The sequence below is a fragment of the Enterococcus sp. AZ080 genome, assembly GCF_051714945.1.
Classification (GTDB): Bacteria; Bacillota; Bacilli; order Lactobacillales; family Enterococcaceae; genus Enterococcus_B; species Enterococcus_B pernyi.
In genome coordinates, this window is the sequence record NZ_JBIOSV010000001.1 from 1,520,216 (window position 1) to 1,546,226 (window position 26,011).

At 35.8% G+C, this 26,011-nt stretch carries 32 protein-coding genes; 8 read left to right on the forward strand and 24 right to left on the reverse strand.

Translation table 11 applies throughout. The features are described 5' to 3' along the window. Positions 1–5 precede the first annotated feature (5 nt). From amaP (IGK01_RS07180) to IGK01_RS07200, 5 genes are all read right to left on the reverse strand, one after another. On the reverse strand, positions 6–572 hold the full coding sequence (amaP, locus tag IGK01_RS07180) for an alkaline shock response membrane anchor protein AmaP (RefSeq protein WP_023519722.1): 567 nt from the start codon (positions 570–572) through the stop codon (positions 6–8). Positions 573–1,268: 696 nt separating this feature from the next. After that, on the reverse strand, positions 1,269–1,433 hold the full coding sequence (locus IGK01_RS07185; RefSeq protein ID WP_010735382.1) for a cyclic lactone autoinducer peptide: 165 nt from the start codon (positions 1,431–1,433) through the stop codon (positions 1,269–1,271). A gap of 2 nt (positions 1,434–1,435) precedes the next feature. Further along, on the reverse strand, positions 1,436–2,002 hold the full coding sequence (locus IGK01_RS07190; protein WP_137072478.1) for an accessory gene regulator B family protein: 567 nt from the start codon (positions 2,000–2,002) through the stop codon (positions 1,436–1,438). Between the two features lie 102 nt (positions 2,003–2,104). Beyond that, on the reverse strand, positions 2,105–2,857 hold the full coding sequence (locus IGK01_RS07195; RefSeq protein WP_438840619.1) for a LytR/AlgR family response regulator transcription factor: 753 nt from the start codon (positions 2,855–2,857) through the stop codon (positions 2,105–2,107). A 2-nt stretch (positions 2,858–2,859) separates the two neighbouring features. Then, complete coding sequence (locus IGK01_RS07200) at positions 2,860–4,143, reverse strand: GHKL domain-containing protein (RefSeq protein ID WP_438748087.1); 1,284 nt, start codon at positions 4,141–4,143, stop codon at positions 2,860–2,862. A gap of 586 nt (positions 4,144–4,729) precedes the next feature. On the opposite strand from IGK01_RS07200, the gene IGK01_RS07205 reads away from it, so the two are divergent. After that, on the forward strand, positions 4,730–5,203 hold the full coding sequence (locus IGK01_RS07205) for a DUF2975 domain-containing protein (protein ID WP_010735377.1): 474 nt from the start codon (positions 4,730–4,732) through the stop codon (positions 5,201–5,203). 8 nt (positions 5,204–5,211) lie between these two features. Next, positions 5,212–5,427, forward strand: a complete 216-nt coding sequence (locus IGK01_RS07210) for a helix-turn-helix domain-containing protein (RefSeq protein WP_409173367.1) — start codon at positions 5,212–5,214, stop codon at positions 5,425–5,427. 73 nt (positions 5,428–5,500) lie between these two features. Here the strand turns inward: IGK01_RS07210 and IGK01_RS07215 are convergent, their stop codons facing one another. From IGK01_RS07215 to IGK01_RS07280, 14 genes are all read right to left on the reverse strand, one after another. After that, on the reverse strand, positions 5,501–6,937 hold the full coding sequence (locus IGK01_RS07215) for a helix-turn-helix domain-containing protein (protein ID WP_096081557.1): 1,437 nt from the start codon (positions 6,935–6,937) through the stop codon (positions 5,501–5,503). A gap of 152 nt (positions 6,938–7,089) precedes the next feature. Further along, positions 7,090–7,452 (reverse strand): LPXTG cell wall anchor domain-containing protein, encoded by a 363-nt coding sequence (locus IGK01_RS07220; protein ID WP_010735374.1) that lies wholly within the window; start codon positions 7,450–7,452, stop codon positions 7,090–7,092. Between the two features lie 198 nt (positions 7,453–7,650). Then, entirely contained in the window at positions 7,651–8,067 is a 417-nt protein-coding gene (locus IGK01_RS07225) for a hypothetical protein (RefSeq protein WP_010735373.1), read from the reverse strand. Continuing rightward, a complete protein-coding gene (locus IGK01_RS07230) occupies positions 8,033–8,509 on the reverse strand; it encodes a hypothetical protein (protein WP_224434746.1) in 477 nt (158 codons plus the stop codon). The genes IGK01_RS07225 and IGK01_RS07230 overlap by 35 nt, the downstream gene beginning before the upstream one ends. Beyond that, positions 8,506–8,703: a hypothetical protein gene (locus IGK01_RS07235; RefSeq protein ID WP_224434747.1), complete on the reverse strand. Its 198-nt coding sequence runs from the start codon at positions 8,701–8,703 to the stop codon at positions 8,506–8,508. The genes IGK01_RS07230 and IGK01_RS07235 overlap by 4 nt, the downstream gene beginning before the upstream one ends. 476 nt (positions 8,704–9,179) lie before the next feature. Continuing rightward, positions 9,180–9,422 (reverse strand): GlsB/YeaQ/YmgE family stress response membrane protein, encoded by a 243-nt coding sequence (locus tag IGK01_RS07240; protein WP_010735371.1) that lies wholly within the window; start codon positions 9,420–9,422, stop codon positions 9,180–9,182. Positions 9,423–9,509: 87 nt separating this feature from the next. After that, the gene (locus IGK01_RS07245) at positions 9,510–10,280 is read right to left on the reverse strand and encodes an Asp23/Gls24 family envelope stress response protein (RefSeq protein ID WP_409173368.1); all 771 of its coding nucleotides are present in this window, start codon (positions 10,278–10,280) and stop codon (positions 9,510–9,512) included. 11 nt (positions 10,281–10,291) lie between these two features. Beyond that, entirely contained in the window at positions 10,292–10,480 is a 189-nt protein-coding gene (locus tag IGK01_RS07250; protein WP_010735369.1) for a DUF2273 domain-containing protein, read from the reverse strand. Positions 10,481–10,492: 12 nt separating this feature from the next. Beyond that, a complete protein-coding gene (gene amaP, locus IGK01_RS07255) occupies positions 10,493–11,056 on the reverse strand; it encodes an alkaline shock response membrane anchor protein AmaP (protein WP_010735368.1) in 564 nt (187 codons plus the stop codon). Between the two features lie 30 nt (positions 11,057–11,086). After that, the gene (locus IGK01_RS07260) at positions 11,087–11,980 is read right to left on the reverse strand and encodes an SDR family oxidoreductase (protein WP_023519734.1); all 894 of its coding nucleotides are present in this window, start codon (positions 11,978–11,980) and stop codon (positions 11,087–11,089) included. A 64-nt stretch (positions 11,981–12,044) separates the two neighbouring features. Beyond that, on the reverse strand, positions 12,045–12,986 hold the full coding sequence (locus IGK01_RS07265; RefSeq protein WP_409173369.1) for a magnesium transporter CorA family protein: 942 nt from the start codon (positions 12,984–12,986) through the stop codon (positions 12,045–12,047). 26 nt (positions 12,987–13,012) lie between these two features. Then, on the reverse strand, positions 13,013–13,363 hold the full coding sequence (locus tag IGK01_RS07270; RefSeq protein ID WP_010735365.1) for an iron-sulfur cluster biosynthesis family protein: 351 nt from the start codon (positions 13,361–13,363) through the stop codon (positions 13,013–13,015). 44 nt (positions 13,364–13,407) lie between these two features. After that, entirely contained in the window at positions 13,408–14,310 is a 903-nt protein-coding gene (locus tag IGK01_RS07275; protein WP_010735364.1) for a glycosyltransferase family 8 protein, read from the reverse strand. Then, the gene (locus tag IGK01_RS07280; RefSeq protein ID WP_010735363.1) at positions 14,303–15,160 is read right to left on the reverse strand and encodes a glycosyltransferase family 8 protein; all 858 of its coding nucleotides are present in this window, start codon (positions 15,158–15,160) and stop codon (positions 14,303–14,305) included. The genes IGK01_RS07275 and IGK01_RS07280 overlap by 8 nt, the downstream gene beginning before the upstream one ends. A 325-nt stretch (positions 15,161–15,485) precedes the next feature. On the opposite strand from IGK01_RS07280, the gene IGK01_RS07285 reads away from it, so the two are divergent. The 4 genes from IGK01_RS07285 (at position 15,486) to IGK01_RS07300 (ending at position 17,974) form a co-directional block, all read left to right on the forward strand. After that, entirely contained in the window at positions 15,486–16,298 is an 813-nt protein-coding gene (locus IGK01_RS07285) for a Cof-type HAD-IIB family hydrolase (RefSeq protein WP_096081560.1), read from the forward strand. A 13-nt stretch (positions 16,299–16,311) separates the two neighbouring features. Further along, entirely contained in the window at positions 16,312–16,803 is a 492-nt protein-coding gene (locus IGK01_RS07290) for an isochorismatase family cysteine hydrolase (RefSeq protein WP_438840620.1), read from the forward strand. A 536-nt stretch (positions 16,804–17,339) separates the two neighbouring features. Beyond that, positions 17,340–17,573 (forward strand): helix-turn-helix domain-containing protein, encoded by a 234-nt coding sequence (locus IGK01_RS07295; RefSeq protein ID WP_010735359.1) that lies wholly within the window; start codon positions 17,340–17,342, stop codon positions 17,571–17,573. Between the two features lie 38 nt (positions 17,574–17,611). Continuing rightward, a complete protein-coding gene (locus tag IGK01_RS07300; protein WP_023519740.1) occupies positions 17,612–17,974 on the forward strand; it encodes a TIGR02328 family protein in 363 nt (120 codons plus the stop codon). A gap of 121 nt (positions 17,975–18,095) precedes the next feature. Here IGK01_RS07300 and IGK01_RS07305 read toward each other — a convergent pair whose 3' ends face one another. Both IGK01_RS07305 and IGK01_RS07310 read right to left on the reverse strand, forming a co-directional pair. Then, positions 18,096–18,296 carry a cold-shock protein gene (locus IGK01_RS07305; RefSeq protein ID WP_010735357.1) on the reverse strand — a complete coding sequence of 67 codons (201 nt, stop codon included), beginning with the start codon at positions 18,294–18,296 and terminating at the stop codon, positions 18,096–18,098. A gap of 184 nt (positions 18,297–18,480) precedes the next feature. Continuing rightward, positions 18,481–18,957 carry a flavodoxin family protein gene (locus IGK01_RS07310; RefSeq protein ID WP_438840621.1) on the reverse strand — a complete coding sequence of 159 codons (477 nt, stop codon included), beginning with the start codon at positions 18,955–18,957 and terminating at the stop codon, positions 18,481–18,483. A gap of 419 nt (positions 18,958–19,376) precedes the next feature. Here IGK01_RS07310 and IGK01_RS07315 point away from each other — a divergent pair, with 419 nt between their 5' ends. Continuing rightward, complete coding sequence (locus IGK01_RS07315; protein ID WP_438840622.1) at positions 19,377–20,096, forward strand: hypothetical protein; 720 nt, start codon at positions 19,377–19,379, stop codon at positions 20,094–20,096. A gap of 271 nt (positions 20,097–20,367) precedes the next feature. Next, entirely contained in the window at positions 20,368–20,517 is a 150-nt protein-coding gene (locus tag IGK01_RS07320) for a hypothetical protein (protein WP_010735353.1), read from the forward strand. Between the two features lie 750 nt (positions 20,518–21,267). Here the strand turns inward: IGK01_RS07320 and IGK01_RS07325 are convergent. The 3 genes from IGK01_RS07325 to IGK01_RS07335 form a co-directional block, all read right to left on the reverse strand. Then, the gene (locus tag IGK01_RS07325) at positions 21,268–24,111 is read right to left on the reverse strand and encodes an endo-beta-N-acetylglucosaminidase (RefSeq protein WP_153829802.1); all 2,844 of its coding nucleotides are present in this window, start codon (positions 24,109–24,111) and stop codon (positions 21,268–21,270) included. 303 nt (positions 24,112–24,414) lie between these two features. Next, complete coding sequence (locus tag IGK01_RS07330) at positions 24,415–25,221, reverse strand: MerR family DNA-binding transcriptional regulator (RefSeq protein WP_438840623.1); 807 nt, start codon at positions 25,219–25,221, stop codon at positions 24,415–24,417. Positions 25,222–25,573: 352 nt separating this feature from the next. Continuing rightward, complete coding sequence (locus IGK01_RS07335; RefSeq protein ID WP_023519745.1) at positions 25,574–25,981, reverse strand: NusG domain II-containing protein; 408 nt, start codon at positions 25,979–25,981, stop codon at positions 25,574–25,576. Positions 25,982–26,011 lie beyond the last annotated feature (30 nt).

The window sequence follows — 26,011 nt, forward strand, 5'->3', positions numbered from 1 at the left end:
CCCTCCTATTCTACTCGTGAGTGCTGGTTGTCTTCATGATCTTTTTCTTCTTGATAACTACTATAATTGACAGCTACTTTGATCTCTTGTTCTGAACCAAGGACATTGGCAACTTGATCTCTCACTTCTTGCATCAACATTTCTGTTTTGCCAATCAGAGAAGAAGTACGTTTTAGATCGCCTTTTACATGAATATTGATTTTCTGTTTTGTTGATCGTACTTTGACTTTTGGTGATTGGATGAACTCTTCTTCGTGTAGATACGAACGAGTCAGTCCTTCAATTGCTTTTTTATCCAACGTCAATTTTCCATCTTTGTGCTTTAATACGAATGTTCCTTTCGATTTTGGATAGAAAAGAACAAATAATAAGATGAGAACGACAACAATTGCAAAAACGACTGCAACCCAGAAAATAAATTGTTGCATATAATAATTTGTTATCGTAAAAAAGCGAAAACGTTCCAATTGTTCAGGTAAGATATATGGTGCATTAACTAGAGCGATGATCAAAAGTACTGAAAGTAAAATTATGCTTACAATTACACCGATGATCTTTACCCCCTTATTCATTTTCCACCTCCTAAGTATCTTATTTTTTATTTTTCAACACATGACCAACAAGTATATCGCTTGAGGAACCCATAGAAATACCTACCTAAAGTAAGCGCTACCAAAAAGTGCAGGGTCAAAATAACTTTGGTACTCCCTCCTGAATAGAAATCTTAAATAACAGTAACAATTATTATATAACTTCTATTGTTTCTTGCTGGCTATACTACAAGGATAGTATTCAAGATTAAAAATTGCAAAGATAATGCTCATTTATATTACAAAATAAAAAATAAAAATGACAAAATGCAGCAAGAAACGATCATTCCCCACTTTCAAATCAAATGTTTTAATGTTTTATTATAAAGGATGATACCCTTTTCAAAAACCATTAAAATATTTTATAATAAGTAAAAGAAAAATGTTAGAATAATAGTTATTCAATTTAGTAAAACTATTACTCTTAGAAAGAGGTGTCATATGCTAAAAAAATCCATATATGCATTTATAATAACGATTATTTACTTGATTGTTTCCAATGCTGGTAATCTATTTTTTGGGGTGTCTAAAGAATTTAGTTGGACCACTACTCTGTGGGAATCATTGTTTTTCTTTTTATTCGTTCTCTTACTACAAAATTATCGAAAGAAATGAATGGGTATGAATATCAAAAAAATAAAAAGCGATTTAGATTTTTTCTAAATCGCTTTTTTATTTTTATTTATTCATTTCATTTTTTAATGCTTCAGGCATTTTGGGTTCGTAGATAACGAATGTGCAATCTGCACCGATCGTTCCCATTGCGTAAGTTGCGATAGCAATCGCCATTGTTGAGATAACCTGCATCATTTGTAATTTCTTTGTTTTTAGACTTGTTAACATATTTACTCTACCCCTTTATTTTTAATAAACATCAACAATATAGCAATTGCTAGACCTAACAAAAGATATGTACGAATACTGTCACTAGGTAAAAGCAAGCCGATCGTTGTGATGAACAAAATAATAAGAACCGCTTTTCTTAATCGGAAAGGTCCTTTTGCTTGATTGATCGTCCGCTCTTTTACGAATATTCCTAAACCCACAAATAGAATTCCGAGAACAAACACAGGACGAGTCGATTCAAAACCAAGCGAAGCGGTGATCCATGGCAAAACAACCAAGAAAAGCACACTAAGTATTGTACAAACTGCACTGTTACTTGCATGAAATCCTTTCGTGGTAAAACGAACTGAGATGAATACAAGGTGTGTGATGAATACTGCTCCCACAATATGTAAGAGAAATGCAATACCATACATCACGATCATCTTGAACAGATCAACAAATAGGATCGATAACCCATATTCCACCTTTGCTTGTTCAATCGGTGAAAGTCCTAATTGTGAAGCGAAATGTCCACTTATTTTCTTTGATAATTTTTCCTCTATTGAAATGTACTCTTCAGTCATCTTTCACGCTCCTTCGCAGTTTATTATACCTATTTTATAAATCTATGGATTATTTTATCAAAAGTGTTTCTTTTTTTGTCAAAAGTGCAAAAAACGATGCGTTTATGCTTTGGGCGAAAACTCATTTTCAAAACGAGTAGCTAATTTTTTTAAGTATCTGGTAGATACTAAACATTCTTCCCCGTTCGTCATAATCACTTTTCGCTCTTTTTTATTGATTTCTGCTATATTTGCCAAATTGACGACAAACGATTGGTGACAGCGACACAAAGAATCACTTAATTTTTCGATTTCTTTAATTTTCCCCGCATACTCAATCATGCGATTGTCCAAGTGTACGATCAATTTATGTGGTGTTGAACTTGAACTAAAAAAGAGAATTTCATCCACATATAATTTTACATCGACGGCACCTCTTTTTAACCAGATCTGTTCCCTGGTCGACAACGCAGTATTCATATAGCGTTCGATCGCAATATCAATACAACTGTTGATTTTTTGTTGCAATTGTTCTTCATTATCTTTGATTATATAATCCAACGCCTCTACCTTATAAAGAAAAGTAAGATAGACAAAATCGGTATAAGTCGTAACAAAAATGATTTTGGCTGTTGGATCATACTGTCGGATCTGCTTTCCTAGTTCCACACCATTGATATCTGAATTTAAATCGATATCTAAAAAATAGATACCCTCTGTTTTGTTAGTTGATACGTAGGATAAAATATCATACGGGTTATCTGCAGCTAGTTGGAACTCCACATCATAGTCCATCATCATCACGTAATTTTTAATAATATTGGTGATGCGGTTACGATGGATCTCTTCATCATCACAAATAAAAATTTTTAACATAGTTACCCCTCTACCTCACATATAGTTATGATTTGTATAAACTTTTCATCTTGGATCTTTGTATCTAAAAATACATTTGCATTCAACTGGACTAGCTCATCCAGAATTGTCAAACCTATCCCAGAATTACCGGGTTTTGTCGTAAAACTTGCTTTCTTTAAATCATGTAATTTAGGCAAATCATGTGGACAGTTATTGATCAACATAAATGTACAGTCTTTATGGTCTGCCACGATTGCTAGTTCAATTTCTGGATGTTCAATTTCTTCTGAGGCTTCAATTGCATTGTCCAAGATGATCCCCAGCATTCTTACGAGTACCATCGTAGACACTTCCACATGATTGACCACTTCAGGCACAGAAATGCTCACATGGATTCCTTTCTGGTGTGCCATATATAACTTACTCATGATCACACTTTTGATTTCTCGGATTTTTATATTTGAAATCGAAGACATCCTAAAAATTTCTTGGTCAAAAATCGATCCTGTCGCTTTGATACTATTTCTAAAATAATCCTTTAGACCTGTTAAATCTTCAGTTTCGATATACTCTTCCAATGAAATTAGAATATTTTTGTAATCGTGTTTAAATTTTAGAATCTCTAAATAATTTTTTTCAGCTTGTTCACTATATTCGATCAAGTAACTCATTTGACGTTTTTGCTCTCTATTTTCATATTCCGTTCTTTTTATGAAAATAAAAGAAAAACAAATGATCGCTGACAACAGCCCATACAATATCATGAATAGCTCATGTGCATCGATCAAATAAATTCGCAAATTTGGAAATCTTTCAATGACCACCAGACAAAAATAGACACAAATCGTCGCTGTTGCGATGATTCCGCTGATTTTCATCGTCAAGAGATCTTTGTAGCACTTTTCTAATAACCATGTTTTGAAAATATATGCAAAGAAGAAAAAAAGAAGGGTTCCTAGAATCACAGTTAATCTTATGTTTAGAACCAAATGAAGAATCGTATAACTAAAATTGATGATATAATCGGAAAAAATATATAAACAGAATGTGACAGAAGGGATAAATAGCGCAATATAAATATTTCTCCGGAAGTAATAGGTTACGGCACATAAACTAGCCCATAAAACTGCAGTTGCAAAAAAATTCATCAAAAAATAAAGTGCCATATAGCAAATGATTCCAATGATTGACAAAATGACGTAATACCGATTTTTTAAATGCGTTTCCAAATAGCTAGTCACCCAAAAGATGCAAGCCGTTTGAACGATGACAATCAACAAGCTTTCCAGCGTGTCTAAATTCACAAAATATCCCCCTAATTTAAGTAAGTCCTCACGTGCACAACAAACCAAAAACAACAAAGAATTGCTTCATTACCCATTTCTCTTAGACAAAGACTAATTTCTTCATTTTATGTACCTTTCGATAACAAAAACGTTTTAATCCTTTTCACCAAAAAAGATTGTAGCACATTTCACTAGTCTTTTGGATTACATGTTGATTAATAAACTGCGTAGAACTTTTCATTTTTTCGGTGCAGCCAAGGATTTTTTCTGGAAGTAATAGTCTATTTACATCAATTGTATGTTGTGCTATAATAGATATATTGCGAATCATATGTTATACGACATCTTAATTTGTTTTTATGAAATTTAATCCCACTGGCGTAACTAAAGGGTTACAAGGATGTATTAGTGGTTAGGGAATACATTGTTTAAATGAGAAAGAGTTAATATAGAGTAATCGCCTCTTTAGAGGTTTTAAGTAACACCAATGCTTCGTTAGATTGCCTTTTCTTCGGAAAAGGCAATCGTTCAACTATTTTTTTATCGAAAAACGATATATTATAGTTGAATATCAATATATACATTCTATTAGGAGGTTAAATAAATGAAAAATCATTCACGCTTTTTAAAAACAACGACTATCGGAATATGTGTTGTTTTCGGACTCTTTGGTCTGTTGTTGGGTACTCAGTTACTGACCAAAGAATCAAATGCCCCCTTAGATTGGCAAACCACCCTATTGAGTTTAGTCATTTTCACCACTCTACTATCAGGTATCATTATTGGCGGTATCATTTTTAAATTATTAACAATCATCTCTAAAGACCAAACATTTTCTGATCATTCACATCGTTTAGTTAGCTATATCCGAAAAGTAATGATTTTCTTATCACTCAGTACTTTTGGTATTTTACCAAAATTCTATCAAATGGCAGATGCGGATGACGCGCCTGGATTGATGCTATTAGGTTTTGCACTGGTTTTCTTACCTTTTGCGGGGTTAGTATTAATGAATGTCTTGATTAAAATATTGGAAGAAGCAATTCGTTTGAAGAAAAATGACGAATTGACCGTGTGAGGTGTGAGATGGCGATCATTGTTAATTTAGACGTAATGTTAGCAAAGCGGAAAATGTCAGTAACAGAACTAAGTGAAAAAGTGGGTATTACCATGGCTAATCTTTCAATTTTAAAAACTGGAAAAGCGAAAGCGATTCGCTTCACCACATTAGATAAAATCTGTGAAGTTTTGAGTTGTCAGCCAGGAGACCTTCTTGTCTTTGAAAAAGATCAAGAAATCTAAATAGTTTTGGTGTTATAAAAATGCAAGCTCCATAATCTCAAGATTTGGAGGACTTGCATTTTTTTATTCGTAATCAAGCCAGTAATTCTTGATAAAAGTTGATCAGATTATGGATCTCTCTCGCTTTTGGAAAGACGGATATACCGAATATAGGGATATTATAGGTTTTATCAATCGTAATATTTGAAATAATACAATCAAAATTTTCATAATTGATTAAATCTTGGGACAAGGTTTGATTATTTCTAGCAACAAATTCAAAATGATTACCCAATTGTTGGTCTAATTCACTGAGTAAATAGGCGTCATATTTTAGTGTAGAGTTGGTGATGACTAACGCGCGAACTTGCTTATTATCTTCGAATTTTTTTATTAAATCTGGCCAATACAATAATATTTCTGTAAACATAGTTGTCGCAAATTCTTCGAAATCATTTAGTAGGATATGATGTGTATGTACATAATGTTTTAACTTATTCCATAATCGAAGCTGGATTTTATTCATTTCTGAGTGACTATTTTTAAAAAAAAGAGAATTTTTTTGATAACTTATAGAGAAAGGCACCGTGCTTTGTTGTAATAAAATAGTTGCTTTACGAAAGATCTTTTTTTTATCTTCGCACACAATTCCATATTTTTCTTCCACTTCTTTGATAAAACTATCAATTGCAAATAGAATTGGATTTTTTTGATTCAAAGAACCTCTGTCGAATAATTGAAAAATAAATGCTTGATCGAATATAAAACTTGCCAAGTGTTCATTAATCAATTCGTTGCTCTTTGGTAGACGCAAACGTTTATTTGATAGTATTTCGTACTTGAATTTTTTTTGTTTTTTACTAACCGAAACTACCCCATTATCATTTTGTAGCAATAATATCCGAGCAGCAATCCAAAAATGAAATATTTTTTCTTCTTGCGGTTCCAAACTAATCAGTGCTTGTTGCAAGTTGTTTTCTTCAACAAAATCCTGCGCAAGTTGAGTCACCATCAACCGAAAGGATGCAGGAAATGCATCTTCAAAATAATGATATTTTTCCATTAAGAACTGAACGGTCATTTCAGTAATGACTTGATCGTTTCCAACAAGTTTGATCAGTGCTTGTACTTTCAGATCATAACTCTGTAACATTGGATTGATTTTATCGACGATTCGCCGCAAGGTACTTTCAGAAATAAATAAATAGTCTGCTAATTCAAGATAATTCTTGAATTTATGTAATAAAATAGCTTCCAAGTAGCGATATTCAATCGACTCTTGCTTGATCACTTGATAGATATAATCTTCCGTGACATGAGGTAGAATTGTTGCTTTCACTCCCTCTTCTCGAGTCATTTGGATTTTGATATCGTTGGCATAAGAATGAATATCAAGCAAGTCATTTCTTAACGTTTTGGCTGAACAACCAAGTAAATTTTCTAAGTCGTTAAAGCGATAGGTATCACCTTCAAATAAGTATTCCAGTAACTTCAATTGTCTTTTTAATTTTTTTGACAAAATCTTCAACATTTCTATTCACCTCACAAACAAATAAAAAACACTCAAATTTGGGTTTCCCTTCCTTTGAGTGTTTCCCATATTTAATTTTAGAGGTCTTTTTTCTTCTCTAAAAACTATTTTTTCTACTATGAATAAAAAAGTGGATAAAAAATGTCTTAATTTTATTTATCGGACTCTTTTTCCAACTTTTCAGTCGATCGTTTTTTCCAGAAGAAAATACCGCCAACCAAGGCAAGTAACATAGTTCCTATTACTGAAAGAAGTGTGTTTCGAGTGGCATTTGTTTGTGGTAAGTTGCCTGTTGCTTCAAGATCACTTCTGTCATCTTGTCCACTTTCTCCATTTTCACAGCTTTCACTTCCAGCACCCTCTTCGCTAGCACCTGGTTTATCTTCTGCACCTTGTTCGTCCACTGAGTATCTTCCTTGAACACTCGCAGGACTCAATTCTAACTGCAATCCTTCATCTGGAACAATCGTCACATCCATACTTTCTATTGCTTCTCTGCCATCTTGGATACGCACTCTCGCATGCCAAATGAATTGCCTAAATTAGTGGTACTGATAGTATTTATCCACGTAAGTTGATAACTGCCATCATCCGCGATCGTAAATAGCTCTTGCGACATAGGATTCGAATCATTTTGACACATCGTAACTTGAGGATTGGTCGTGGAAATCAATGGTTTTATTTCGATTTCAATAGGAAGCGTGACAGCAGGTCTACGGTTTGATCACTAACTCTAATTTCAATGCTTTACTTACCTCTAATTGACTTGTATCAGATTGCGTTACCCATTCATACTCTACCGTTCCCCTCGTATTGTGGGCATCCACAAAATTTTCTGGATCAGGAATACCCTGTTGATGTTCCAGAATCAATGACTCAGATTTTGGAGTAAGGCGAATACTGCCAATGTCAGTTCCAGAGAAATCGACAATGAAACTAGTTGAGCTACTCTCCAATCTCCAACATCCATTATTTATTCCCTGGGAATGTCCCCAGTAAGAAAATGGGAATCTGCGGATTTCGAATTCTTCTTCTTGAGGTAGTGCTATTTTTAAACGGGTAAAGACCACATTCATTTCCCCGTCTGTTCGAGTATTATGTAAGGCGCTTAATGAAGGTGTGACTTGCATTGGCCAAGTTCCCACTCTTTGGATCAGAAATCACCGTATAAACTGCTCGTTGAGTATGATCATTTCGGAGCAAAGGGCTTAGATCTTCGACGATATATCGAATAAAATCATTATAACCAAAACCCGGTGTTCGGTAGTACATAGGTGTGACATTTCTTAAAATAACTTTATCACCTATGTTAAAATTATCTTGTGTTAGATCTAGGTTGCTTCTGATCCCAGCTCTTAAATGCCCCGTCAACATGTCCCCTAATTGCCTATCCCGTAGGTTACTTACATACGGAATCCATGAAGGTAAATCTAGTGCGTGGATGGGATTTAATAGTTGATCTAACGAATCACTCCGTTCTATTATCTCTTCTTTACTTAAATTCTTTAACTCCTCTTTGCTTAGTTCATTTATTTCCTTCGAGTCATTTTGCTCTTTCTCTGGTTGTTTCACTTTTTCATTTGTTTCTTTTTTACTTTTTCCACATTCTTTTTTTCCCTCTCATTAGTAGTCGTTCTTGCCTGTCTACTTTGAATCGGACCTAGTTCATGGAATGCGGTCACTGCTTGAACGACTATGTCATTGAGATTACCTAAAGTCAAACCTAGGATCAAAGCACTGTTCAACAGTTTTCTTCTTGTTCTCAAATTATCCCCCCTTTATCAAACAATCAGAGAAAAACTTTTTCGTCTGGTTCATTCTCTGTTGATAGTCGTTTCTTTTTTTATTAAAGGATGTTCGTAGTAATTCAAATGACTCTTTTATAAAAACGTTATGTATTTTGCGTTTCTTAATCGTATTTTTACTATTCACTCCTTTTTCAAATCATTTAGAAAAGCATTGAAAAGCTTTACTTCTTCAATTTTATCGGTCATCATCGTCTTGCGTAACGTCATTTTTCCCTTTTGATCAGGAGTAATTGAAAGAAGATTTTTTGTGAGAAAATAATTTACTAATCATCTACTTGCAAAAACGCCGAAAGGACAACAAAAAAGAAGGATCTTCACTTCGTTGAACAAGTCAACTTGTAAAGATCCTTCAATCAAATTCAAGATAATTGAATGTTACCGATTATTTCAAAGTAAAAGAATTTTTGCATCCATTGCAAATTTCTTCTTTATTCTTATAATTTACGCGCAAAGAATGACACGATCAAAACTAAAATGATCGCACCAATCAATGAAGGCACGATTGCCATACCACCAATGACTGGTCCCCATGATCCTAATATTGCTTGTCCGATTGCTGAACCAACAAGTCCTGCAATGACGTTCGCAATGATACCCATTGAAGAACCCTTATTTGTGATTGCTCCTGCAATTGCTCCGATAACTCCACCTACGATTAATGACCAAATAAAACCCATCTGTATTTCCTCCTATAGTGTCTAGCCGATTTTTTCAATGCGACATCTCATTTATTTTAATTAAAAGTTTTGACTCACCAAGATATTTTATTGTACTCTTGGCTCGTTATTTTCTTTTACTTTTTCCGTTCCTTTGCTTGCTGCATGTTTTACTTTGTCTGTTTGTTCTGACGCAAATTCTCCAGTTGCTTTTGCAGCATCCGTCACTTTATCTTGGACAGTGACTTGATCTTGTTCAAATTCTTCTTTTGATTTGATATCTGTTACATTGACATTCACTTCGATGACATCTAAGTGTGTCATATTCGCTACTTCTTCACTGATGATCTCTTTCATTTGTTTAAAGATATCTTCAATGTCTTTGCCGTATTCAACGACGATCGACATATCAACAGCAACTTGTTTCTTACCTACTTCTGTTTCGATCCCAGCTGTTTCATTGTCAGTATTGACTAATTTTCCAGCTACATTAGAGAAAAATCCTCCGTCTACTGTCAATAGTCCGTCGATACGTTCTAATGCGATCGCAATAATTTTTTGAATGACTTTGTCATCATAAGTTACTTCACCGTTCATCGATTCTTCACTGCCCTTCACTTCATTTGTCTGTTTGTTTGCCTCATGAGTTGGAGTATGCACACCAGGAGTTTTCGCTTCATGATGTGGATGATCGTGGTGTTCTTTTTGATCATGCGCTACTTTTTCTTCTACATGCGGCACCACTGGATCTGGATGTGCAGACACTGGCGCAGTTTTATTTTTTTCATCTTTGATCCCTTGTGCTTGATTCGGTGTTGTTGGATCTGGATGTGCTGATTTCGGTGTATTTCCGTTTTGATTTGAATGATTGTTTTCCATGGTAAAGCCTCCTAAGATTTAAAGTAATGTTCTAAAATTCCGGTTCTTTTTAAATACATGCCGATGGCTACACCAAGCGCAACCATAATCACGATCAGCAATGTTTTAAAAAATCCGACAGCTACTAGTAAAATAGCTAATATCAATCCAAGCGCACCACAAATAATTGGGAGCTTGTATGTCGAAAAGATCTCGTTCATTTTCTCTCCCCCTTACTGTACTCGTGAGTGTTCGACTCTTTTTGATTGTGGTGAGTCAAAACCGGTATAATTGATCAGGACATTCACTGGTTCATCTGTACCGATGATTTGTTTTACATCACGCTCAATGTCTGTCATCAGTGCTCCTGTTTTACCGATTAATGATGACGTACGTTTCAACTCGCCTTTTACTTTTACGTCAATTTTATTTTTTGTTGCTTTGATCGTTACTTTTGGGGAAGAAACAAACTCTTCTTTCGTCAATCGTGAACGAACCATTCCTTCGATTGCTTTTTTGTCTAATGTTAACTCGCCATCACCTTTTTTTAGTAAGAATGAACGGTAAGTTTTTGGGTAGAATAATAAGACTAGAATCAATATAAGTGTCAACACAGCAAAAGCTGCGGTTACCCAAAAGACATATTGTTGTACGTAAAAGTTAGTTAATGATAAAAAGCGAAATTCTTCTAACTTAAACGGCAATGGATAAACTGAGCTTAGCAACATTGCAAATATTAAAACAGACAGCAGAAGGATCAGTAAGATCGCTCCTATCGTTTTGGCTCCTTTGTTCATTGTCTCGCCCTCCTAGCTTCTTGTCACTGATTATAGATTAATGGCTTCTCCACCAGTGATACCGTAAATCTGTGCTGTGACATAGCTTGCTTTGTTGGATGCAAGAAAGACATAAACAGGCGCTAATTCAGCTGGTTGTCCTGCACGTTCCAACAATGCTTGTTGACCAAACTCAGGTAGATCTTCTTTTGGTTGACCTGCATCTAGTTGTAATGGTGTCCAAATTGGTCCTGGTGCTACGCCGTTGACACGAATTCCTTTTGGTGCTAATTGTTTTGCTAAACCAATGGTGAAGTTTGCAATCGAAGCTTTAGTCGCTGCATAATCTAACAAGTGTTCACTTGGATTGAATGCTTGGACTGAAGTCGTTGTAAGGATTGCTCCTCCTGCTGGAATATGTGGAATTGCTTCCTTCACAAGTGCAAACATTGCGATGATATTTACAGCAAAAGTATCTTTTACTTGTTCCAATGGGATTTCTGCAATTGAAGGGGACGAAATTTGTTGCGCCGCATTAAGAACAAGTGTGTCTAATCCACCAAAAGCATCCACTGTTTTTTGGATGATTTCTTTTGGTGCAGCTTCATCTCGCAAATCATAAGGTAATAGTAATGCTTTACGTCCAGCTTCTTCGATATAATGGGCCACTTGTTGCGCGTCTTCTTCTTCACCTGGGAAAAATTGAATGGCTACATCTGCACCTTCTCGTGCAAAGGCAATAGCCGCGGCACGTCCAATACCAGAGTCTGCACCTGTGATCAAGACACGGCGATTTGCTAATTGCTCTGTGCCTTTATAGCTTTCTTCTCCACAATCAGGTACAGGTTTCATATCCTTTTGCAAAGCCGGAGTTTCTTGATCCTGTTTTGGAAATTCTTCTGTGTGATATAGTTTTCTTGGGTCGATTAAATTTGGTTCTGTCATGTTGATCCTCCTAGTTTTTAGTCATAACTGACGTTATAAATTTGGGCGTTTAAGCCCATATTGGTTATTTCGTGTAATCTTTTCTAAATAAATGATACCCTAAAGCAGCAGCAGCAACGATTGAGCCCCCTAATACTAAGAGGAAACCAGTTGCTGAATCTTCTCCTGGTAAACCGCCTGTGTTCATTCCCCAAATACCTGCGATCATCGCAGGCACAGAGATGATCAATGCGGTAGAATCCAGATATTTCATCAGATGATTCAAATTGTTGTCCATCATGCCATTGAACAGATCACCGATACTTTCTAACAGATCGCGATAAATCAAAATCATCTTCTCTGTTTGACGTTGTCTCAAACGAACGTCATAAAGCAACTGTTCATCATTGACACGTTCTTTGAATTCAGGAGTCTCCCAGAGGAGGTCCATTGTCTCTTTTTGATCCCGCAACGTATGATCGATGTAAACAATATCTCTTTCTAAATCAGCCTGCTTATACAATTCTTCATTTTCTGTCGTTTTTCGTGCTTCTTGATCTAGCGAATCAATACGCGTTTTCATTTCACGAAGTTCTTTGACAAAATGGGTATAAATATCTAATGCCGCATAAACAATCACTTTTTCGAAAGAATCGATTTTATTACCATGATGTTCAATCAGCCGATCGATAAAATTGGTTTTTTCGTCTTGACAAGTAATCAATAAGTCATTTGATATGACGAAAGATAATGGTGTCAGACGACGTTCGATTTTTTCTTTTTCACTTGAAAGGTTGAGCAGTACTAAGGAAATCGGGTTGTTCAAACTTGTTCCTGATAGATGTTCTAAGCGGGAGACCTCTTCTGGATAAGTCATACCGACAAATATATCTTCAGGGAGTTGATAGGTTCGAGTTACCTGTTCGATTTCCTCAGTATCGCTCGTATCAATAACAAGCCAATTAAAATGTTCTTCATCTGCGGCTATTACTTTCTTGTTTTCATCAATCAAGTAATATTCCAGCATGGTGAATCGTCCTTTCTAGTGTGCACTCAGCTAAAGAAACAATTAGTTAGTTTGATGTTATGATCTAGTACAGCAATCTCGTTTTCCAATGAGAAACTATTTAATACATGATCATAATCCATCGTCAAATGTTTGCCTAAATAGCATTGTTCACTTTGTGATGTATAGATTTCTAGCGAAGGATGATTGATTTTTGTGACGTATAGTCCAAACTCAGTAACAAAAGGGATAATTTGAAAAAAGCTACCTTTCGCACACGCTCCTTTGTCTCTAAGGAAAGGATCTTTACTATTGATCAATGCAAGCGCTAATTTTGATTGTTCGCCTGCTTTTTTCTTCAAGATGTCCATCGCATTTCTTGTCAGCGTAATTTCCATATCGATCATCTCCTCTATTAATAGTAAGTTTTTTCTATTATCGATCAATGACTCAATTCAGTATTTCGTTGAACACGAGCGTACAATGGATATTTAGGGAATGATTTAACACAACGAAAAGCGGTCATATTTGCATACTTTTCATAGTATTTTTTACTAGCACCTTTAAACTCTTCACTCCATGGTTTGATATGCCCAGAGTAATGGATGATATAAGGCTTACGACGTGCTTCTTCGTACTCTTTTTCTCCTTGAGCCGTTGGATGTTGTTTTGCTTTCGCCATGATGTAACCTTGTGCATTCCATTTTGGATGCAAAGCAATCCAACGATCGTGTAAGATAGCATTCAAAGCATCTTGGTCATGGAATCGAAGTTTTTCTGGGTTTTCTTCGATGAATTTTAGAACGTTTTTCGTGATGTTTTGTTCTAACCATTTTTCAACATTGATCAGCATCAAGCCGGAGTTAAAGTAACGCATTGAATCTGCTTCAATCTCCATTTTTTCAAGACGTTGGTGGAAACCAGCATCTTCAACTGCTGCCATCACTGCGCCATTAAACTCTAGATCCCATAGTTTACTGATATCATTCAACGCGATCATGTCACAGTCCATATAAAGGATACGTTCGACATTTTTCCCTCTAAATAACTCAGGGATCGCAATACGATAGTATGCTGTTTCAGGGATACGATCACTTGTCACTAAGTTTTTGAAGAATTTTTTGTTGATTTTCAAAAATTCAACATCTGTATTCATTCGTGAATTTTTCACTGAGTAACGTAAAAGATTTTTACTTTCTAATTCAATATCATCATCAATCACGTAGAAACGTACAAACACTTTCGGGTCACTATTTTCTAAAATCGACACAAACAGTGCTGCTAGATGAGGCACAAATTTTGTATTACAACTAGAGACAACTGCTACTTCTTTTCTTCTATTCATTTACCTCGCCTACTTTCATTAATACGCTATGCGCTAGATTTTTTAGATAGATTTGTGTATAAGGATGATCCTCTAATGTATTCCAAGGTTTATCATGCCCTGTGAAATGGACGATTGAAGGAGCTTCATTCCCGCTCTTATATAATTCTTCATATTTCTTATCTGGAGCTGGATGGCGTTCAAAAATCAATGAACATTGCATGTTCCATTTTGGATGAAGTTGTTCCCAATCTCCATATAAGACACCATTCAATGCGTCTTGGTCATGATAGATAATCTGTTCACCATTTTCTTTTAGGAATTGGATCGTTTTATCTGTAATGTCTTTTTCATTCCATTGATCAATATCGATCACCATGACACCTGAGTTAAAATAGTATTCTTCTGAATCGATCCCTAGGCGCTTCAACGCTTTCGTTTGTCCTGGATCAATTACTGCCCCAATTGTTTTACCGTTCAATGATTCGTCATATAATGCAACGATATCATCTAACACTAAAACGTCTGCATCTAGATACAACACTTTTTTATAATTGTATTTTGCTAAGATCTTAGGTAGAGAAATTCTTAAATACGCCGTTGTTGTAATGTGGTCACTGACTAAGAAATCTTCATATACATCTTTCTCCACTGTCAAGAATTGGATGCTTGCATGTTCTGAGTGTTGTGCAACTGTCTGACGCAATCCTTCTTTACTATATTCTGATAGGCCATCATCAATCACATAAAAATATATATGTCTCATCTTATTCGCATTTTCCAGTGCCGTTGCAATCATTACGCTTAGATAAGGAGCATAATTTTCATCTGAAGCAGTCACAACCGGTACAGTCCCATACTTAATCTCCATCAAAATCACTCCTTTTTTTAATCTTTTTCTAACCTGTTCTACATCTACAATATGCCTACTTTTTCCTGAAAGCAAAAGATATGCTTTGTTTTTTATGAATATTACCCAAAATTTGCCCTTTTTTATGAAAATGAAAACGAAAACATTAAGATTGTTATGCTTTTTTATACAGCGGTCTTAACCATTTCCTTACTAATATCCTTTTCTCCGTTTATGAAAAATCTTTTTTGAAAAAATTCAAAGAGTTAAAGCATTTTATTTTTATTTTAGAAGTTTCTCATTTAAGCTATTGGTGAAAGAAAAAAGACTAAGGGAGCGTAAAAAGATGAAATTAGCAGCTATTGATCTAGACGGGACCTTGCTTGATTCCCAAGGAGTTGTCCCACAAGAAAATATTCGCGCATTAAAAGCTTTCTCCTCTAATGGAGGAATCGTAACGATTGCAACAGGAAGAAATAGTATTTCTGCCAAGGATGTCTTTGAACAATTAGGCGTCAGCGGCTATTTGATTTCTTCTAACGGTGCATTGATTTCCGAAATGAAAAATGGCAAGATCGATTATGTATTAAGACGCTCAAAAATCGAAGTACCTATACTTAAAAAGGCCTTTTATTTAGCAAAAGAAGCAAAAATATCGATCATCGCAAGTCGAGAAACGCAAGATGATCAAATCACTTTTGATGAAACTGCCTTAGTAAAAGACGATCCTTATTATCAACACTTCAACTTGCAAAATCATTCCTTTGATGAGATCACAAAACAGTTGGACGATCCTTCCTTAAGCTATTTGAAATTAGCTCTGACGGATAAAAATGAGGAAAAACTACAAAAAATCCAAGCAGAGTTGAAGAAAGAAGGAATTGATTCTGTTTTTTCAGACCCACATTTCCTAGAAATCACTCCTAAAAATATTACAAAGGCCCACTCACTCTTATTTCTAACTGAGTACTTAGGGTTATCTTCAGAAGACGTCATGGCGTTTGGTGATCAAGAAAATGATTTGGCAATGCTTGAATTCAGCGGATTAAGCGTGGCTATGGGCAATGCGCAAGAACATGTGAAGGATTTAGCAGATGAGGTGACAGAAACCAATGATGAAGCCGGTGTCGCAAACTTTTTGAATGATCACTTTTTATAAGGAGAGATGATAGATGTTAGTTGTTATCGATATGCAAAATCATATTTTAGATCCAACTAGTGAATTTTATATCGAAGATGCTGAAGCATTAGTTGAGCGAGTAAACACACGTTTAAACCAAGCACGTGCAGCAAATGAATACGTACTATTCACTCGTGATATCCCTATTGAACGGAAAGATGAGGCAGAAAGTGAAGATCTTAAAATCATTTCCACGCTCTCTCCTCTACCAAATGAGCGGGAAATCAAAAAATACTACTTTACTCTGCCGCCAGAAACATTAACAGAGATCAAGCATTCCCTTTTTGAACGTAAAGAAGAACAAAAAACGATTGAAGTGGTTGGGATCGAAACTAATTTGTGTGTCTTATCCAACACAATCGCTTTACAAAGCGCCTTTCCAGAAGCTGACTTTATCATTGATTCGTCACTAGTCAGCAGCCGTGTTCACGAGCCACAAGCACTTAAACTTCTAAAAGACTTTAATGTCTATGTCAAAGATTAAATGGTCGAAACGAATCTAAAAACATAAAAAAAGGTGGAATGAAAGTTCCACCTTTTTTTATGTTTTTTTCAAATTATACGTCTACAGAAGAATCATGTTTTTTATCGAAATATTTGTTCAGAATCGCATAACATGCTATCTTTTATCTAGTGAATATAAATCTAGTATATTCTCAAATAGAATAACTCAAAATACAATTTATGCACGAATAAAATATAGCTATGGGAGTTTATTTATTATGCTGGAATTGAGCCGACTTGCTTTTATTTTTCCTATTTTTATATTTGTACCGATTGTCTTTTCGTTTATCAAATGGACGAAAGAACGAAAAAAAATCGCTTTAAGTAGTTTGCCTGCGATCTATTTTATGTATAAAATATTAAACTATCAGTTTTTCGAACCCTTCCAGATCTTCACATTTAATTTAGTTGGGTTCATTTTCTCCATACTCTTTGTCATTGGGTATTTATTTTATCTAAACAGAAAAAATAAACGTTAACTCTCATAGATGATTATTTAGAGAAAGGTGAGGTAAAATGACGATTGAAGAAGCGATTTTACTGGATACACTGCATTGCCGTTTAAACTTCCTCAAAGATAAAAAGCATTTAACTACACCACAGGTTGCTGAAAAAGTGAACTTACCGATTGAGACATATAAAAACTATGAAGATGGAAAAAATATACCTAGTATCATCGAATTGATCTTTATCGCAGATTTTTACGACACGACCATCGATTATTTGATTGGTCGAACGGAAGCATCCTAAACACTTAATTCACTGTTTTAGAAAGAAGGAAATATTATATGCGCTTATGGCATCAAAGCCTCTTGCAATCACTTCCGCGCCAACAATTATTAGGACAACATCGCGAATGTTGTGCTCTGAGAGGCAATGGTTGGGGACGAAAACATGCGACTGTCGATTACGTTTTTACACATTCGCCTTACAAATTATTTCAGTATCATTTGTTAGTAATGGAAGAAATGAAGAAACAAAATTATAAACCTGGTGAGGAATGGTTTGATCCCTTGTATCGTGGAAAAATTTGTGAACCTTATTCTACCCTTTCCCCTATTGAATGGACCTCACCACTTTATCCAGAACATGATCAAATCTACTTAGCCGAATGTGTGGCAAACTTAGAACAGAAAGGGATCATCTTGTAAACAAGCAATAATACATTGCTCTATCAAACCTCTCGATTGCTGATCGAGAGGCTTTTATTGAAATTAGACATAAAAAAACTGCTCTTTCATAAGAAAGAGCAGTAAGATATCAATCGTTTGATTATGCTTTAACGATGTTGATTGCTTGAGGGCCACGTTGTCCATCTTCAACATCAAAAGTCACAGCTTGACCTTCGTCTAATGTTTTGAAACCGTCACCTTGGATAGCTGAAAAATGAGCGAATACGTCATTTCCATCTTCACCAGTGATAAATCCAAAACCTTTGTCTGCGTTAAACCATTTTACTGTACCGTTATTCATGTATATTTCCTCCTGATACGTATCAACGTACGTTTATAGTGCAATAAATATTTGATAGGCAAAAGGAGTCTTATAATGTTTAACTTATAGCTCAAATTACGTTTCAAAATAGATTACTTTTACACTATAGCATGCCCTTTTAGAAAACACAACTATAAACCCTCGGTACTTTCAATTTCTCTATTCATCTCATTTGTTTGATTTGTTCATTAGATGAAGCAATGTCTTTCTTCTGATAAATCATTCCTAACTTCTGCATCAAAAACCGGTCACTCACATTAGACAGCATTCGTCTAATTCCGCTGATAGCTTCCTCTGGCGCAGATCCTTGAACAAACCAGAAAACCGATTTTTGATACAAAGGAGCATCTGGTGTGTCTAACCCATACTCAAATAGATCCGTCCAGCGATCAATAAATGTTTTTAACAAACCGGTCACATCCCACCAGTAGATGGGCGTACCAATCACCAAGACGTCAGCTTGTTTGATTACTCCCATGACTTTGTCAAATTCATCCTTTTCGGTCATCTGTCCTAACTGATTGATCGAATAATCAACTAAATGCAGGACCGTATAGTCGATATCCTTTAAGATTTTTTCTCCCCATTTAACGGTCATCTCCTCTTTGTTCGGGCTTGCATTAATAAACAAAATGCGCATATTAACTCCCCCTCTACCCAGTTTTTCATCCTGACTCTCTTTTTCATGTAAACTCTTGGTTTATTTTTATATTCGAACGATTATGATATCAAAACGATACTTTTCTTCATCAAAAATAACATTTTTTACATTAAAAAAACAAATATTAAAAAAATCATCATCCATTAAAACTCTCTGTTATTATGTTCATCTTAATGATAAAATAAAGTTTGTTTGTTATTATTTCTTTATATAATTATAACGTTGTGCTTTCTTCTACTACTTTTCTTTTTTGATTTATCTACACTCTCTAACTGGCTTTCGTCGGTTCGATTCCGACATAGAGAATACGGTCAATCACCGTAAATAAAACCAATCGCTTTTATTAGGGGGAGCTTTGCATGAAAGCGATCTATTTTTCGTAGAAACAGGAGGAAAAAATGAATTTATTGTTGTTATTGTTAGGATTAATCAGTTTGATGCTTGGTCTAGATCTATTTAGTCGATCAAGTAAAAGAAATGGAAAAGCTTGGCAGCGCCATCTCATTTTATTTAGTGCTTTATTCGGTTTACTACTGATCAGTAGCGCTTGCGGATCTGGTACCAATCAAGCGTCAAAAGCAGATACCGCTACTTCGGAAACAACTTCAACATCTAGTGAAGAAAAAGCCCAACGAGAAGCGGCGGAAAAGAAAGAATTAGAAGAGAAAAAGAAAGAAGAAAAATTAGCAGCTGAGAAAAAAGCACAAGAAGAACAAGCGAAACGTGAAGCAGATAAGAAAGCGCAAGAAGAACAAGCAAAACGTGAAGCAGATAAAAAAGCACAAGAAGAACAAGCAAGACTTGAAGCGGAAAAGAAAGCTCAGGAAGAACAAGCTCGTCTCGAAGCAGAACAGGCAGCACAAGCACAGGCAGCGGAACAAGCGCGTATCGCTGAAGAAGCTCGTGTAGCTGCTGAACAAGCAGAAGCCCAGCGCGTGGCACAAGAACAAGCAGCCGCAGCTCAAGCGCAACAGGCACAAGCAAATGAAGCACAAGTCTTAGTTACCAGAACTGGAGCAAAGTACCATACGCATAAGTGTGGTAACGGTGACTACTATCCTGCGACAATGAGTGAAGCATTGGCACGCGGATTGACCCCTTGCGAAAAATGTTACTAAAATAATTTATGCAGTATACGAAATGATCACTCTGATCTCGTATACTGCTTTTTTCTTATCAATTTCATAATCTAGTCTACATCTTCTTATCCCTCCTTTTCACTTATGTAATCCAATTTTTTTGTGTCAATGATCCACTTCAAATAATAATAATTATTATTTAATAAAAATACAGTTGATTCAATTCACCTATCTGTGCTATAATAGTTATGGAATTTCGTTATCAACGTATCGTTGCCTTTCAACAGAACAATAAGAAAGGAGAATGACTATGACATTCTATAACAAAGAATTACAATATCGTGTCACTCTTAATACCGATTTAAATCTTTTCGTTGTATTCGACAAAGAAGATAGCAATCGTGTAGCGACTGGTGTAACGATCGAACAAGCAGTGCAAGAACTAAAAAAATCCGCATAGGAGTGAAAACCTCGAATGGACGATTGCAACTCTAGTTCACAATAAGACACCTACTTGAAAGGTCAAAGTAGGTGTCTTAAATTTTATATGCGTGATGTAACTCCACTCTTATCTTACATATGACGATCGAATGATTCTAGCTTGTTCTTAGGAATATTCTCTTTTTCAATTATTTGATCCTATTTTTTAGCAATTTGAATAAGTACCTGATTTGTACTAATCTTCAACTAATCCTTACAATCTTTTTTACTTTGTGCTAAAATTTCTTTTTCATGATGAAAATATTTTTGTCTTTATAAGCCGTTGACAAGGAGGTTTAGAAGTGAAATCAGCGATAGCTCATTCTTTATGTGACACCAGAAATTGACGCTTCGATGTTTTCAATATGCTATGGAAAAGAATCTAACCGTATGGACTTTACTATTATGTTTGATCATTGGACTAGCTTTATTACTTTTTAATGTGATCAGTTGGACAACATACTTTGTTGTAGTATTAATTATTGCTGGATTGACGTTCTTTGAAAAAAAGCGACGCTCAAACCTTAATAAGTAAAACTCTTTTGATTATATAAAGGCAACGAAAACTGCATTAGAAATGCATGGCTAAAATAAGCGCCACCCCTCAAAAATCATTTTCATGGTTTCGAAAAGGGTGACTCTTATTTATTATGATGTGGATTTTAAACATCTCAATTATATTAAATGATAGAACTGATGGCATGACACGTATACTTTTTTTCCCACTAAGTTAGTGTAATAATTCTGGCAATCCAAATACTTCAAATCCATAGATTCTTGCTGCAGTGTCTGATCCTTGTGTTGGTTTGTCAATACGTAATCGGACATATCGTGCAGATTGTACTGCAAAAGTCTCGACGGAGCTACTCGCCGTATTATTGGTAGTTTTGGCAACTTCTTTATATATCGCTCCATCTTCACTTATTTCGATCGCATATGCTTTTGTATTCATGTCAGGACTTTCTCCACCTGCTTGCGCATGGTCTATGCGAACTTCACTAATGGTTTGAACATTCCCTAAATCAAGTGTCAATTCGTGTGGTGGCATACCCGTTGCACACCATTTAGTCGTCAAGTCGCCATCGATTGCAAAATGAGGGGCTTCCGCTTCGTTGGTATAAGAGGAAGCGGTCGCTTTCGCGTTTCGTGATAACAGCGGTAACTCCATTGGTACTTTATTAGAAATTGTAATCAAACCATTTTTTTCAGCAGGTGTCTCCCCTGCTTGATTGCTTGCCGTTAATTTGACTTTATAAACACCTTCTTTGTGGTAAGTGACAACTGGCGAATGTTCATGACTTGTCGTAATATCCCCACCTTCAAATTCCCAAGTAACCGTTTCAGTGTTTAAGGATGACGTGTTTGTAAAAGTAATCGCTGATCCTGGAGCAGCTAACGTTCTTGAAGCAGTAAAATCAGCTCTCGGCACTTTATTATCCGGCCAATCAAAAGAAACGGCCTCTGAATGTTCACCTTGATTACCCAGCGCATCAACAGGCACGACAATCAATTTGGTTTGCGCGGTGTCTAAGGTTCGTTCAAGGGCATTGATATAATGATTCGTAGCTGGTGTTGCTCCTAAGAAAGATTTTGAGTTATCAGGATTTAACCGGTAGATCTCATAGTAGCATGCTTGACTCTCCGTCTCATCCCAAGCCAGTCGTATGCCAGCGTATCGCCCTTCCTCTTCATCAAATGCAACATCTTCAAGCCTCAGTCCCGAAACTTTTGTGGTTGGAAGTTCCTTTCCATCTGTCAGTGCTAATTGACCCAAGTGTAGCGCGTAATCGGACTGAGTCTCTGAAGAAGCAAGCTGATAAGAGAGTGTGTTGATTTTTTCTCCTGCTAACCGACTGACATCATAGCTGACAGTCGTCCAATCCCGACCGATTGGCTCACTTGCCGAGATGATTTCTTTTCGTCCGTCAGCCATTTCTAAAACTAAGTCAAGTTGGCTCGTGCTCGTTGCTTTTGCCGTTGTTGTGATAGAAGTTTTATCGGAAATGATTCCATCCATTCGATACAGTTTGATTGTGCTTGTTGCCTCGTTCACCATACTCCCTTTAAGAAGCAAAGAATTTCCGCCACGAAACGCCTCATCGTAATCCATCTCAACGGCTAATTGATTTTCTCCTTGATGATCAAAGATCCAACGATACGTTGGCATCACGTCTTGCATACTGCGATTATTCCACTCTAGATCAGATACTTTTTTTCCATTGATAAAGTATCCATACCCATTCCCCATACTAAAATTCGTCACAAAAGGCATGCTGGTAATAGCGCTCTGCTCTACTGCATACGTAGAGATCCCAGGCCATTCTTTTTCTACCGGTGCCTTCCCTTTCGTTGGATCACCTTGTTCATTTACCCAAAAACGCAATTCACGACGTTGAAAATCAGCAGGATCACTAGCTGATGAGTATGTCCAACTTGGCACATATAGACCTAACGAAGTATACGGAGTGCCCGTTTCATCTGTGAACAACCGCCAATTCACTGGTGTATCATAGCCATTTTGTTGGACATCGATGCCCGCATATAATTGATAAGGATCAATGCCTAATTCATTTGCTTTCTTTTTAGAAGCTTTCAATAGCTCTTGACTAGCTAAACGATCGGTGTTCCACCAGAAATTCAAAAACATGCTATCTGCTAAAGGATTCATCTCCGCATCGACTAAAAAAGCTTGGTTTTTATCCGTCAGTGCATTTTGCCAATCCATCTTCCCTTCCGAAGTCATTGAATCATACCACATGATTTCTAATGCTGCTTCTTTTTGCTTGAATTGTTTGATGAATTCTTGCATCAAATCCGCATGTTTTTTACTCAATCCTTCTGTCGTATTCGCCCCTTCTACCTTTTTATGATTGTTTGCATCGTCAAAACTTGTGACTAATGTGTCCGTTTCCTGATTGATAAACCAGCCATCAAACCCATATCGAGTAGCTACTTCGATCAATTGATCGACTAAAGGAAAAGTACCATCCTCATCTTTTTGCAAGAATGTATCCAACCATTCGATTTTACCGCCATGAGCAGACTGCGGAAAGAAAACTGTCCCTAATACTGGCACGCCATTTTTATGGGCTGCATCAATGACATCAGGACTTGGCGGTACAATGATCCCTTCACCAGACGAACCACCCCAATACACAAGTTGATCGATATATTGCCAATTGGAAAATACATTGGCATCAAAAGTATTGATACCTCTAGGCGCATTCCCACTTGTACTGCTATTCATGATCGACAAAGCGACAACTTTCATTTCTGGTGTCTGCGTGTCATTTGAAGTTGCCAGTGCGTTTTTATCGATCCGTTTTGCCAAAGGTACTTGGCTAACATTATAAGGTGCATCTGGATCTTTAGAAAATTCCCATTCTAGCAAGTCTTTAGGAAACCAGTAAGACGATTCTGGCTGATTATCCATTCCTCGTTGGTAAGTTGCTGCTTCTGTTTCTTTGTAATCAAACGTTTTAGTCTCTGCGTGATACGTTGTCCCACTACCAATTGCACTTGCTATTACTACTGCACAAAAGAGTCCGACCGCCATTTTTTTCTTATCCTTCATCTCCGCTCCTCCTAAATTTAATTGATTCACAAAAATGATAACGTTTTCTTTGTTTTAGGTATATGAACAAATCATAGAACTTTCACAACAAATTATAGGTAACATGAACAAAAAAACTGATTTTGATCGTCGATCGAAATCAGTTTTTGTATTGTTGATTCGCTATTATGCCCTTTTACGATAGATTTTATTTGAAACCCTCATGAAACCAATCAACTATAATAAAACTTGGATTGTCTGTCAGCATGATTAGTTACTTCAACATTTTGACTTTTCGTCGTTTGTTCAGTGATGACGGATTTTTCAATCATTCATTCCCTCGCTGAAAACTCGAATCTCATAAACGATTTCTTCTAATGTTCCAGTGGAAGCTTCTGCTTCGATCGTAAGAACAGTCGACTTTTTTTTAAATATTTCTGGAAACAACTCTGGAAGGCGCTCACCGTAACTTTTAGGACTAAATCGGCATGCGTATTCTCCACTAGGTAAAATCTTGATATTGTTACCGACATTTTTTGTAGGCTTGATTTCTATATACATATACTGGTGCACGTTTTTATCAATAAATTCATAGAGAATACCAAAATCATATAAAGGCTCATACCCTGCTTCCATCGATCGATCAAACAAATTGGCTGCTTCTGTATAAAGTGTCTTTTTGTTATCAGTCTGTTGATAAGGAAAAACATATAAGTACTTTTCTGACAATTGCCGAATATGTTGCTTTTTAGAATGTCGATATGTTTTTAACAAATTAATTTCTTCTTTTACCTCTTGCATTCCTTTTAAATTTTGTTGGAGCGAATCGATTTTTTGTTTCATTAATTCTTCGCTATATGATAAAAAAGATAGGTAATCGATGGAATTATTCGGATCACTGAAGCGATGTAATTCCTTTAAAAGCAACCCAATCTCTACACATGCTTGAATCAGCTCGACCGCACTCACTTGCGCTAAGGAATAATAGCGATAGCCAGAATCTGGATTGATGTATACCGGCAATAATACCCCGACTTGTTCACAATATCTTAACGATTTAATATTGACACCGGTTATTTTCGCCAATTCTCCGATACTCAACAATTCACTTCTTTTGTCCATTTCTCTCATTATAATTCTCCTACATGATAATAATCTTTAATATCAAGCGTTCAGATACTGATTATATCATAAACTATTTTTACATATTATATTTTATCGTTATTTTTTAATCTAAAACCATTCACATAGATTGCTTTATTTAATATTTTTCATCCATAAATTTTGATAAACAGCTATATTTATAACGTTTTAAATTCATCTTTATTTTAGTTATATATAAAAAACAAATGAACCATTAACACAATTTCAATGATTCATTAGATAAAGATATAATAATTCCGAATCTTCTCTATTTTTGAGACAACTAAAAAAACTACCACCATCAACTTTATCTAAGCTGATAGTAGCAGTTTTCTCTTACTTAATAGATATGATAATCCGACTGTCCTTCTTGTTCAATTGTAATGACTAGTCGATGCGGCAAACAGATACTTGTTTGTCCAGGTTCCGAGATCCAGCCAGTTCTGACAGCGATTTGATCGGGACTATTATCTTCTTTAACTCTGATCTTGCCTTCATGGATTTCGACAATATTGTATTGGGTATCAGATGGATAGTAAGTCACCATCTTGCTACTGATTTCATCTAAATCAAATCGTTCGACTTCTTTTCCGTCGATTTTGACTACTGCATACTTCACACTATTACCGATTTCTGCGTTATCAAATGACAAAGCAAAGACAATTGTCGGAACGAAAGAAGCAACTACCAGAATACTAATAATGATGATATCCCAAGGTTTTATACCTGATTTACGAAAGTTGTGCATATTGATTGTCCTTTTGGATTTTCTTATTCT